General features: G+C 71.2%; 8 protein-coding genes. All 8 read left to right on the plus strand.

What is annotated here, in order from left to right; genetic code table 11:
- The first annotated feature begins 1049 nt into the window (after window positions 1-1049).
- The 8 genes from ACWCRA_RS34900 to ACWCRA_RS34935 all read left to right on the plus strand — a co-directional run bounded on the left by ACWCRA_RS34900 (window position 1050) and on the right by ACWCRA_RS34935 (window position 12360).
- Window positions 1050-1880 (plus strand): helix-turn-helix transcriptional regulator, encoded by an 831-nt coding sequence (locus tag ACWCRA_RS34900; protein ID WP_351559367.1) that lies wholly within the window; start codon window positions 1050-1052, stop codon window positions 1878-1880.
- 229 nt (window positions 1881-2109) lie between these two features.
- Window positions 2110-2847 (plus strand): IclR family transcriptional regulator, encoded by a 738-nt coding sequence (locus tag ACWCRA_RS34905; RefSeq protein WP_351559369.1) that lies wholly within the window; start codon window positions 2110-2112, stop codon window positions 2845-2847.
- A 145-nt stretch (window positions 2848-2992) separates the two neighbouring features.
- Window positions 2993-3820 (plus strand): helix-turn-helix transcriptional regulator, encoded by an 828-nt coding sequence (locus ACWCRA_RS34910; protein WP_351559371.1) that lies wholly within the window; start codon window positions 2993-2995, stop codon window positions 3818-3820.
- 894 nt (window positions 3821-4714) lie between these two features.
- A complete protein-coding gene (sigJ, locus tag ACWCRA_RS34915) occupies window positions 4715-5656 on the plus strand; it encodes an RNA polymerase sigma factor SigJ (RefSeq protein ID WP_351559372.1) in 942 nt (313 codons plus the stop codon).
- Window positions 5657-6000: 344 nt separating this feature from the next.
- Window positions 6001-8373, plus strand: coding sequence for a helix-turn-helix transcriptional regulator (locus ACWCRA_RS34920; protein ID WP_351559374.1), 2373 nt, complete (start codon window positions 6001-6003; stop codon window positions 8371-8373).
- Between the two features lie 356 nt (window positions 8374-8729).
- Window positions 8730-9944, plus strand: coding sequence for a DegT/DnrJ/EryC1/StrS family aminotransferase (locus ACWCRA_RS34925; protein WP_351559376.1), 1215 nt, complete (start codon window positions 8730-8732; stop codon window positions 9942-9944).
- Window positions 9938-11053: a DegT/DnrJ/EryC1/StrS family aminotransferase gene (locus ACWCRA_RS34930; RefSeq protein WP_351559378.1), complete on the plus strand. Its 1116-nt coding sequence runs from the start codon at window positions 9938-9940 to the stop codon at window positions 11051-11053. The genes ACWCRA_RS34925 and ACWCRA_RS34930 overlap by 7 nt, the downstream gene beginning before the upstream one ends.
- A 44-nt stretch (window positions 11054-11097) precedes the next feature.
- Window positions 11098-12360 (plus strand): nucleotide sugar dehydrogenase, encoded by a 1263-nt coding sequence (locus ACWCRA_RS34935; protein WP_451069447.1) that lies wholly within the window; start codon window positions 11098-11100, stop codon window positions 12358-12360.
- The last annotated feature ends 133 nt before the right edge of the window (window positions 12361-12493 follow it).

A 12493-nucleotide genomic window follows, 5' to 3' on the forward strand; every position in this document is an offset into this window, starting at 1 on the left:
AGTTCGTCACGCCGTTCCGCGCCCGGACCCAGGAGTATCTGGACGATCCGGCGGCCGGTGGGCCGCGCCCCGCCGGAGGCATCGATTCCACGCCGGTGGGAGCGATCAGATCCAGCCGTTCCCTGGGGACCGCCGGCGGCGCGGGCCGGCCGGTGCGCACGGCTCCGGGGGGCGGCTTCCGGCCCGCCCGGCGATCAAGGGCCCAGCCCCTCGCTCTTGGTGGTTTCCCACAAAGGCACGGAGGCCCGGATCGCCGCCCGGGCCCGTCGCGGGGCCGGAATCCGGCTCCCGAGCGGTACGTCGCCGTACGTCGCCTTCGCCCCATTCCCGCACTCCGCAGGAGTCCCGGCCCCCGGGTCCGCGCCCCCCGCGCGCCCGCGGTCGCCGGAGTCCGTCCGCACGGCAGGAAGATGATGGCGGCGCGTTGAACCCTCACGCGCAGTGACGATCGTCTGGCATTTTCCTGCCGGTCTCCCGGAAGGCACTTCTGGCCGAAAGAGCATGATTCCCACCGGTAGTCGAAGCTTCGCCCGGGCTCGGGCCCGAGGGGCGGGAGCACCGGAGGAACCGTCCCGTATCACCGTTCGTGTCCACCGCTCCGCGAGGGCCACCGGGCCCGCCCCGCCCCGGCGGGGGGCTCTCCCGCGGGGCTCCCGGCCGGTGGGCGCGGTGGTCCCGGGCGGCCCCGGAACGGCGGCACGGCCCCGGTCGGCGGCCGTCACCGGCCCCTCGGCGCGGCCGGGAAGAGACCCGCCCGGATCGGCACGCTCCGTGACGGACCCCACAGCGACCTCACCCATGCTTGATACAGCCATAGGTGGTTGACGCCCATTCAAGGGCCAAACTAATGTCTCGCGTTAATCGTTACTGGTGCGGCCGACAGACCGGACTTCCTGGGGACAGCGGGGGGTCGAGGGGGTGTCGATCGTCACGTTCATCCGAGGCTTCTCGCTCGTCGGCGGAGGCGGGTAGGCGCGCTGTGCGCGTACCCGGCTGGTGACATGGGGGCCGAGGAGTGTGCCGCCGCACCATGACCGGGGGGATCTGTAATGGTGTCGACAGCATACGAGTGCGAGCAGTCTCAAGGGGTGACGACGCCGGGGCCACGCGGTGACGCGGATCGCTCCGGATCGCGCGCGGGCGCGGACAGTCTCGAAGAGGCGCTGGTACGGGCCCGCGACCTGCTGGACATGACGGTGTCGCTGCACCGGCAGGGCACCCGGGGCAGCCCGGTGACGGCCGTGTCGGCGCACAACGAGCGGGCCGTGCTCGACGAGGTGGACGCCTGCCTCGGCCAGGCGCGGCGCAGTGTGAGCCTGGTGCTGACCGGGCAGGCGCACGGGCGGCTGATGCCGGCGGTCCTCCCTCATCTGCACAGCATCACCAGGAAGCAGCTCACGGCCCGGATGCTGCACTCGGCCCAGGCCGGCGCACCGCAGTCGGCGCAGCTCATCGGCCGTCTCTCCAACCGGTTCGAGACCCGGGTCACCTACTGCGTGCTCCGGGAGACCCTGATCGTCGACGGCCGGATCGCCCTCTTCCGGGACGACGCCGGAGGTCATGGCGACCGGTTCCTGGCCGTCCAGGACCCGACGACGGTACGCACCCTGGCGCTGCTGTTCGCCGGCTTCTGGGGCTCCGCGATGAGCCCGGCCGGCCACTCCTGGGACAGTCAGAGCCTCAGCTCGGACGCCGCCCGCCGCATCCTCGAATGCCTCCGCGACGGCCAGATCGACGATGTGGCCGCCCGGAAGCTGCGGGTGTCGCTGCGCACCTACCGGCGCCATGTCGCCCAGATCATGGAGGCGCTGGGCGCGCGCTCACGGTTCCAGGCGGGTGTGCGCGCCGTGGAGCTGGGCCTGTTGAAGTCCGAAGAGTGAGACGCGGGGCCGCTCAACGGAGAGCGGCCGCTCCGCCCACTGACATCCGGGCAGCCCCGGACAGCCGCTCGCGGCGCTCCCCGCCCCACTCGCGGGCCCGGCGCCGCCATGGCGCTGCCCGGTCACGGCCCCCTGGGACTCCAGCGGTGCAGTCACCGCTGAAACGAGGTGTACCGACGATGGCATTCGGTGTCGACAGAAACCGGGATACCCGGCCGGACGGTGTGCGGTGACCACTTCGGCCTCCCCCGGCACCCTTCAGTACGTCAGCGGGGTGGGGGTGCTGGACAAGACCTCGCTCGTGCTGAGCACGATCGAGTGCGGTCCCGCCTCGCTCAACCGCATCGTGGCCAGCACGGGTCTGCCCCGCTCGACCGCGCACCGGCTCACCCAGGCCCTGGAGCGCATCCGGCTGATCGGCCGCGACGCCCAGGGGCGCTTCGTCCTCGGCCCCCGGCTCGGCGAGATGGCGGCGGAGGCGCAGCGGGACCGGATGCTGGCGGTGGCCCGGCCGCTGCTGGCGGAGCTGCGGGACCGGACCCGGGCGGATGTCCGGCTCTACCGGCGCATCGGGGACCACCAGGTGTGTCTGGCGGGCGCGGAGACCTCACTGCATCCGGCGGAACGGGTTCCGGTCGGCTCGTCGTATCCGCTCAAGGCGGGTTCGGTGGCGCAGGCGCTGCTCGCCTGGGAGTCCCCGGAGCGGCTGCACGCGGGGCTGAAGGGCGCCCGGTTCACGGCCGCGACGCTGGCGGAGGTCCGCCGGCGCGGCTGGGCACAGAGTGTCGGGGAGCGGGGCCCCGGCGTCGCGACCGTGGCCACGCCGGTGCGCGGGCCCGAGGGCAGGACCGTGGCGGCCCTCTCGCTGTCGGGCCCGGTGCGGAGTCTGTCGCGGGAGCCGGGGCGGGAGTACGGCGGGCTTCTCATGGACGCGGCGATCACCATCGGCGAAGTATGGAACAGATGAATCCGCGGGGAAACCGCTCCGGCAACTCCGCCGGAGGCATGGGCAATTCACTCTTCATTTAATCTGTTCTGCGTATGCTTTGGCACGCTGGGACGGCTCAGCGGAAGACCGAGGGGCTGACACTTCAACGCGGAGACGGGTAGAGATGACAACGGGGGATTCAACGGAGGTTCCACAGGGACGCGGTATTGGGCGGCTGCCCATCAGGGAGGGACCGGACGGCTCCTCGTCCGCGGACACCCTGGAGGAAGCCCTGCTCGGAATCCGGGAGATGATCGAGGAGACGATCGCCCAGCACCGGGACACCGTCTCGGGCGGCCGGGAGATCAGCGCCGTCAACGGCGAGCCCGAGGAGATCGCGCGGGCGGTGCTGGAGGTGGCCGGCTGTGCGCGGGGCCGGCTGGATGTGGTGATGGCCGCAGCGCCGGGCGCCGCGCCCTGCGCGTCCCTGCTGCCCGGGCTGCTGCTGGCCGCGCCCGACACGGCCGAGGTGCGGGTGATCTGCAATCCGGGGATGGTGGACTCGGGTCTCGTGGGGGCGGTGAGCCAGGGAGTGCGGCCGGTGCCCGTGCGGGTGCTGCCGCAACTGCCCCCGCTGCTCATCGTGATCGCCGACCAGCCCGTCGCCCTCACCGCGGCCGAGTCCCCGGCCGGGGCCGCCTACTCGGTCGTCCGGGCGCCCGAGATCATTCGGCTGCTGTTCGAATTCTTCGACGGAATATGGCAGGGCGCCTCGGCCACCGATCTGCGCGCAATACTCGATGGGCATATGCGCACGGAACTCACCCGTAAGATTCTCGGTTTGCTGCGCGCGGGAGTGACCGACGAGGTGGCCGCCCGGAGACTCGCGATATCCGTGCGCACCTATCGGCGCCATGTCGCCGAGATCATGACCGTGATCGGTTCGAGTTCGCGATTCCAGGCGGGGGTGAAGGCGGCCGAGCTGGGTCTGCTGGACTCCCGTTCTCCGTAGCGCGGGGGAGACGCGCGGGGACAGCCGTGCGGCAGCGGGCCCCGGCGGTGTGCGGACAGCGCCGGGGGCCGGGCCGGCGGCGCGGGAGCCGCGCCGGGAGCTCCGCGATGTCGGGGCGGGGACAGCGCCGAAACATCCGGAGGGGGGAGGTGGCAGGAAGATGCCAATTCACACCTCGCCGTACCGGGTGCCGGGGGAACACCCGGTACGGAGTCGTCGCCGGCGGAGGCGGCACGGACCGGTGCCGGACGCACCACGGGAACGGCCGGCCGGAACGCACGGCAGCACCGAACGGGACATGCCGGGAGGCAGGGACGGAAATAGTCGCATCCGACCTGTCTCCCCGCAAGGGGTGCGTAACACCTCGCCGGAACCCTCGCGGGGGCCGCTCACCGGCCCCGGCGGACGGGCGGGGGGCCCGAGGCCGGCCGGGAGCGTCATGACGCCGATCGAAGTCCTGGCCAGACTCCCTTGGCAGCCGGGGGAGTTGACAGCCATGGTGGAGACGGACCAGGACACCGGCGACGGAGGCGGGGCAGTGCGGTCCGGGCGCGGACGCGAGCGCGGGCGGAACGGCGGGAAGACCGTCGCCGGCGCGCCGGTGTCCCGGCCGGACCGGCCGCCCTCCTCGCACGACAGGACCGTGTCGTGGCGCGGGGCGGACTCGGGGGAATGGACCGGCATACCTCACCTCCCTTCTCGTCACGGCTTCTTTCCGAGTCCCGCGCCGCCCGGGCGGCGCGGGACACACATTAGGAGTCGGGAAGCGGCTCCAACTGTGACACGCGGAACGATAATGTGATTCAGATCACACACGATGGCTTGGGTGGTCCCTACGCTGAAGTCCGCGACCATCTGCGCCGAGGTATCCGATTGAGATGGTGAGACCGCGTCATGACCAGCAGATCCACGGCGTCAACCGCCGCTGAGCACCAGGAACTTCACGCGCACAGCACCCTGACCACCACCACCTTCGACGAGAACCGGAATCTGCTCTTCGGGCTCGTCTACAACATGCTGGGCACCGTCACCGACACCGAGGACGTACTCCAGGACACCTGGCTGTCCTGGGCGTCGGCCCGCCACGGCGAGGTGGCGAACTCCCGGGCCTATCTGGTGCGGATCGCCGTGAACCGCGCCCTGCGCTCGCTGCGCGCCGCCAAGGCCAACCGCGAGACCTATGTGGGGACCTGGCTCCCCGAACCCGTGGTCACCGAGGACCAGACCGAGGACAGCGCCCTGCGGGGCGAGTCGGTGTCGCTCGCCATGATGGTGGTCCTGGAGACCCTCTCGCCCATGGAGCGCGCGGTCTTCGTCCTCCGGGAGGCCTTCGGCTACGACTACCCGGAGATAGCCAACGTCCTCGGCCGCACCTGCGACTCCGTGCGCCAGCTGGCCCACCGGGCCCGCAAGCACGTCGAGGGCCGCAGACCCCGCTACCAGCCCGACTCCAAGGTGGTGCGCGCCGCCACCGAACGCTTTCTGGACGCCGCCCTGGGCGCCGACCTCGGCACCCTGATGGAGATCCTCGCCCCCGAGGTCCAGCTCTGGAGCGACGGCGGCGGCAAGCACCGCTCGGCGCTGCGCGTCATCGTCGGCCGCGACAAGTGCGTACGCCTGGCCGACTCGCTCGCCAAGACCTTCCCCCCGGGCCTCAACACCCGTTATCTGGAGGTCAACGGCACACCCGCCGTCCTGCTCTCCCGGGAGCACCGGCCCTGGGTGGTCACCCAGCTGGACCTGCGGCCGTCCGACGGCCGCATCCAGCGCATCTACCAGATCATCAACCCGGACAAGCTGACCACCATGCCCCTGCCCGACGAGCTGGCGCCCTGAGCACCCGGGAAGGCGCTTTCCGCCGCCGTCAACAGGTACGGCAAAAGGAGGCATGAACCGGTCGGCGCCTTGCCGCCGGACCGCCCGGCCCGTGAACCTTGGAGACCTGGAGCACAAGGAACCACACACCGTGATCAAGGACAGCTGGACCGAGCCGACTTGATGGTCAGCCCGCGGCCGAAACCGTGAGGGCTCCGGGCAGGAACCGAGACAGCCATCCGGCTGTGGGCCTCCCACGACCAGCAGCAGCCGATCGCGCGGCGGGCCCATCGGGGCGCCGCGGGGACCAGCCCTGCTCACCGCCTCACACACCGGTTAACCACTACTTCTTGGGGGAGAAGTTGATGCGCACTGTGCACCGCACGGCCCAACCACCGCACCACGTCGATGTCCACCCGGCAGGCCCTGCGCAGAAGGTGGCACCACTGACCGAAAACCGCTGCTTCGGGCGCGACGCGGAGCTGGCGGCGGTCATCGACAAGCTGGCCGACCCGACCGTGCGACTGCTCACGCTGACCGGGCCCGCCGGAGTGGGCAAGAGCCGGCTCACCCGGGAGGCCGCGGCCCTCGCGGCCCCTTCCTTCGACGACAAGGTGACCGTCGTCGACCTGGCCGACCTCGACACCGCGTCCGCCGCCTGGAGCAGGATCTCCCAGGCCCTCGGCGGCACGCCCGCGGCCGAGACGGCGGACGGTGTGGCCGAGGCCGTAGCCGACTGCGAACTCCTGCTCGTCCTGGACAACTGCGACCTGCTCACCGCGCCGCTCTCGCTCGGCCTCGCCTGGCTGATCACCAACTTCCCCGGACTGCGGGTGATGGCCACCAGCCGCACCTCGATCAACATCTACGCCGAGCACCTCTTCCTGGTCCGCCCGCTCCCCGCGGGCGGCGCCGGGGCGGCCGGGGACACGGCGCCCGCGGTCTCCGACGCGGTGCTGCTCTTCGTCGACCGGCTGGGCGGCCACTACCGCGACCATGTCCTGCTCGACGACGATCTGACCACCGTGACGGAGATCTGCGAGCTGCTCGACGGGCTGCCGCTCGCCATAGAGCTGACCGCGCGCAGCATCGGCACCCTGACCCTGCGCGCCGCCCTGGACCACCTCCGGCAGGGCCGCCAGCTCCCGTACACCAGCCGGCTGCTCGACACACCCACCCGGCAGCGCTCGATGGAGGGCTCGCTCTTCTGGGCGGACGGGCTGCTCAGCACCCAGGAGCAGGAGTTCCTCCAGCGGCTCTCGCTCTTCGAGGGTCCGTTCTCCACGGCGGCGGCCCAGCGGGTCGGCGGGCTCTCCCAGGAGCAGACCGCGCGCGGCCTGGACGAGCTGATCCACAAGAGCCTGCTGCTGCTGGAGCACGACGACTCCGGCGAGCAGCGGCTGCGGATGCTCACCTCCGTGCGGCGCTTCTACCGCAAGCGGCTGGCGTCCAACACCTGCTGCGCCACGGACGCCCGGGAGCGGCACGCCCGTCTCTTCACCGAGTCGATCCATACGGGGGAGCTGGCCCGGCTCACCCCCGAGCAGCGGGCGGCGGCGGTGCGCGGCCGGCTGCCGGACATCCGGGCCGCCATCGCCTCACTGGGCGAGCTGGGCGAGCACACCCGGCTGCTGGAGCTGGTGCTGGCCCTGGAGAGCGTCTGGATATCCGGCCACCATCTGGCGGAGGTCGCCGCCCACACGGAGACCTCCGCGGCGGCGCTGCGCGCGGAGGGCCTCTCCCCAAAGGACGCCCCGCTGCTGGGCCGGGCCCTGGAGGCGGCGGGCCGCTGGCGGGCCGGGAGCGGCGATCCCGAGGGCGCCCGTGAGCTCTGGCACGCCGCGATGACGGTCTGCCAGGAGCACGGCCACCGGGCCGGTCTCACCCGTGTCATGGCCCACCTCGGCGAGCTGGAGCGCGGGGCGGGCAACAGCGAGGAGGTGCGGGCGGAGCTGTGCGCCGCCGCGTCGGAGCTGGCCGAACTCGGCGACGAGCACGGCGCCGCGCTGGCCCTGCGGTACAGCGCCCTCGCCGAGTACGAAGTGGGCGCGCCGACCGCCGAGCACACCCTGCGCCGGTCCGTGACCGCCTTCCGGGCGCTGGGCGACGAGCGCGAACTGGGTCTCTCGCTGCTGGCGCTGGCCCGGGTCCAGCTGGAGGCGGGCAAGCCCGAGCGGGCCGGTGCGGAGGTCCGCTCGGCGATGAGGACGCTGCGGCACACCGGCGGTCCCGGGGACGCGGCCCTGGCCCTGGAGATCCTCGGCTGCGCGCTCTCGGCGTCGGGCGGCGGCGAGGGGCAGCAGGAGCCGGTCGCCCGGCTGCTGCTCACGGCGAGCACTCTGCGGGAGCGCCACGGGCTGCCGCCCGGGGAGATCGACACCGCCGTGCAGAGCGTCGAGCGGCGCCGGCGGACCGCGCTGGGCACGGCGGCCTTCGCCCGGCTGCGCCGGCGGCTCTACACGGTCCGGGCGGACGCGGCGATCCAGGACGCGCTGTCCGTACCCGTGGAGGAGCCGCCGGCGCAGCCGGGGCCCAAGACGCCGGGGACCTGTCTGACCCCGCGCCAGACGGAGATCGCGCTGATGGTGGCCGAGGGCATGACCAACCGGCAGATCGCCAGCCGGCTCAGCCTCTCCGAGTGGACCGTGGTCAACCATCTGCGCCAGGTGATGCAGAAGCTCCAGGCCCCGTCCCGGGTGCATGTCGCCCGGGTGATGCAGCAGCAGTCGGGGAGCTGACCCCGGGGCCCGCCCGGCCCGCCGCGCACGCCCCCGCCGGGGCCACGGGGCGCGCTCCGGCCGGGGGCCGCACCGGGTCGTACCCGGTCCGCGCGCGGCCCCGCGGCGCCCGCCCGGCCCGCGGAGGAGCCGTGGCCCGCGGTGCCCTCCGGGGTCCGGGGTGACCTTCGTGGCCCGTGGGGCCTGCCAGCACACCGGTCGGCGCAACGGACCGGTCATGGCGCTTCTCTGCCATGGTGGCAGGCCCCCACACCTACAAGGATCTGTCGTTGCCGCTCGGGGCGGCCCTTTCTACTGTCGTCAAGCGTCGGTCGTGCGGAATCGCACGGACACCTCATCCCAAGAACAGGAGACAGGTGGGCACAGCGCGCACAGACACAGAAATCCGCCCTTCCCAAGGGCCGGCCGCCCCCTCGAACGGAGTTCCCTTCTTCACCCAGGCCGAATCCTTCAAGGAACTCTGGCCGCTGATCAGCAGCCATGTCGGCGATGTCGTCGACCGGGGCAAGTTCTCGCACGGACGCAAGGTGTCCGAGCTGGAACAGGCACTGGCCAAGTACACCGGGGCACGGCACGCCCTCGGGGTGAACAGCGGTACCGACGCCCTGGTGATCCTGCTCCGGGCGGCGGGCATCGGCCCCGGCGACGAGGTCATCGTCCCGGCGTTCACCTTCTTCGCCAGCGCGTCGGCGGTGACCATGACCGGGGCGACCCCGGTCTTCGCGGACATCACCGCCGACGGTGACTACGCGCTGGACCCCGCCTCGGTGGAGGCGGCGATCACCGACCGCACCAGGGCCGTCATGCCGGTCCATCTCTTCAGCCAGCTCGCCGACATGGGCGCGCTGCTGGAGCTGGCCCGACGGCACGGTCTGCTGGTCCTTGAGGACAGCGCCGAGGCGATCGGGATGCGCTGGGACGGCACCCACGCCGGGCTGCTCGGCTCCGGAGGTGTCCTCTCGTTCTTCCCGACGAAGACGCTGGGGGCGCTCGGCGACGCCGGAATGATCCTCACCGATGACGACCGGATCGCCGAGCAGGCGAGTGTGCTCCGGCACCACGGCCGCATGGGGAAGACGATCGACCACATCGCCGGTATCTCCAACCTCTCCGGTGTCTCCGGCACCAACAGCAAGATGGACGACATCCAGGCGGCGATCCTGATGGCGCGGCTGAGCCGGCTGGACGAGTCCATCGCCCGCCGCCGGGTGCTCGCCGACGCCTACACCGAACGCCTCACCGGCGCGGACGGCGTCCTCGCCGTCCCCCGGCTGGTGCCCAGGTCCGTCCCCTCCGACCCGGTCTTCTACGTCTACCTCATCGAGGTCGAGCACCGGGACGAGCTGGTGGCGCGTCTCACCGCGCGGGGCATCGGCACCGAGACGTACTACCCGAGGACGCTGCACACCCAGCCGTGCTACGCCGAGGAGCACGGCGGCAGGTCCCTCCCCCGGGCCGAGGCGGCCAGCCGGCGCACCGTGGCACTGCCGCTGTACCCGGATCTGACCGAGGACCAGATCGACACGGTCTGCGCGGCCGTCTCCGACTTCTACGCCGAGGGGCAGTGGTGATTCCCTTCTTCCCTCCGGACCTTTTCGACAAGGACCGCGAAACCCTGCTGGAACTCCTCTACGAGGTGGGCACCGACGAGGAACAGAAATTCATCCTCGGCCGCCGGACCGCCGCGCTGGAGGAACTCCTGCGGGAATCGACGGGCGCGGGCCATGTGGTCGCCTGTTCCAGCGGTACGGGCGGACTCAACCTCGCCGTACAGGCCCTGGACATCGGCCCGGGCGACGAGGTCATCGTCCCCGCGTTCTGCTGCCAGCCGGTGGCCAGTTCGGTGGCGAACCTGGGGGCGACCCCGGTCTTCGCGGATGTCGACCCGCACACCATGGTGCTCGACCCGGCGACGCTGGAAGAGCTGATCACCGACCGGACCAAGGCGGTGATGCCCGCCCATATCTTCTCGGTCATGGCGGACATGCCGAGCATCAACAAGATCGCCCGAGCCCATGACCTCAAGGTCATCGAGGACGCGGCGGTGGCGCAGGGCGCCGTGCTCGACGGCGTGCCGGCCGGGCGCTGGGGCGATCTGGGGATCTTCTCCTTCTTCCAGGTCAAGTCCTTCGGCACGGTGGGCGAGGGCGGGGTGGTCCTCACCGACGACGAGGAGACGGCCCGCGCCCTGCGGATGCTGCGCAACCACGGACAGGACGGCGTCCACCGCTTCGTCCACCACCGCATCGGCCAGAACAACCGCTTCGACGAGATCATCGCCGCCTTCCAGATCGCGCGGCACGACGGTTTCGCGGACCGTCTGGAGCGCCGGGCGCAGATCGCCGACTACTACTCGCAGCGCTTCGGACCGCTCGCCGACCGGGGTGTCCTGGCACCGCCGGCGGGCCGCAACGGCCGCTGCTACTACGTGTACTCACTGCTGGTCCAGCGGCGGGAGGATCTGCGCTCCTGGCTGCTGGAGAAGTCCGTGGGCTCGCACATCTACTACCCCAGGCCGCTGCCCGCCCAGCCCGCGTTCAGCGCGTTCGCCCCGGTCGGCCGGGATCTGCCCGGAGCCCAGTACGCGAGCGACCACAATCTCGCGATTCCGATCTGGCCGCACCTCACGGACGCGCAGGTCGAGTATGTCGCCGACGCGATCTGCGACTTCTTCGCCTAACCCGCACAGCCGGTCACCGCTCAGAGAGAAAGTCGGGTCTTCTGATGACGTCAAAAGTTGTCGTGGTGGGGCAGGGATATGTCGGTCTGCCGCTGGCCGTAGCGGCGGCGGAGCGCGGATACGAGGTGATCGGATACGACACCGATGAGTTCCGGGTCAAGAAACTCGCCGTCGGGGAGTCCTATGTCGGCGACATCACGTCGGAGCGCCTCTCCGCGATACTCAGCCGGGGCAAGTACCAGCCCACCATGGCCACCAATGACCTGGACGGCTTCGACATCGCGGTGATCGCCGTGCCGACCCCGATGATCGACGGGGTGCCTGACCTGTCGTTCATCGAGTCGGCCGGGGTGGCCATCGGGGAGCGGCTGCGCCCCGGGGTGACGGTGATCCTCGAATCCACCAGCTTCCCCGGTACGACCGAGGATCTGCTCGGCCCGCAGCTGACGAAGATCTCCGGTCTGGTCCCGGGCGAGGACTTCCACCTCGGCTACAGCCCGGAGCGCATCGACCCCGGGAACCCCACCTGGAGCTTCGAGACGACTCCGAAGGTGGTCTCGGGGGTCGACGCGGCCTCCATGGAGAAGGTGACCGCGTTCTACGAGTCCATTGTCGACGAGGTCGTACCGGCGGACTCTCCCCGGGTCGCGGAGCTGGCGAAGGTGCTGGAGAACACCTTCCGGCATGTGAACATCGCCCTCGTCAACGAGCTGGCCATGCATGCCGAGGGGCTGGGCATCGACGTCTGGAAGGCGCTCGACGTCGCCGCCACCAAGCCCTTCGGCTTTATGCGGTTCACCCCGGGGCCGGGGGTCGGCGGGCACTGCCTGCCGGTCGACCCGCTGTATCTCTCCTGGAAGGTGGAGCGCGCCCTGAGCAAACCGTTCCGGCTGGTGGCGCTGGCGGACGAGCTCAACAACCAGATGCCGGAGTATGTGGTGCGCCGGCTCACCCGGGGCCTGGACCGGCGGCGGCAGACCGTCACGGACGCGCGCATCCTCGTGCTGGGGCTCGCCTACAAGGCCGACACCGGGGACATCCGTGAATCGCCCGCGCTGGGCATCGTCTCCCGGCTCATCGAGGCGGGCGCCTCCGTCCGGGCGGTGGACCACCATGTCACCGAGAGCCCCGACATCAAGGGTCTCGTCCACACCGAGCTGACCACCGAGGAGGTCGAGGCCGCGGACGCGGTGCTCCTCGTCACCGACCACAGCGATGTGGACTACGACCTGGTCGTGAAGTCGGCCCGCTACATCTTCGACTGCCGGCACCACCTGGTGCCTTCCGATCGGATCGAGTCCCTGTGAGCACACGCACCACCACGGAGAAGCGGGTAGAGCGCCTGGACCGGGTGATTATCCGGTTCGCGGGTGACTCGGGTGACGGAATGCAGCTCACGGGTGACCGGTTCACCTCGGAGACCGCGTCATTCGGGAACGA

The sequence above is a fragment of the Streptomyces sp. NPDC001889 genome, assembly GCF_053594535.1.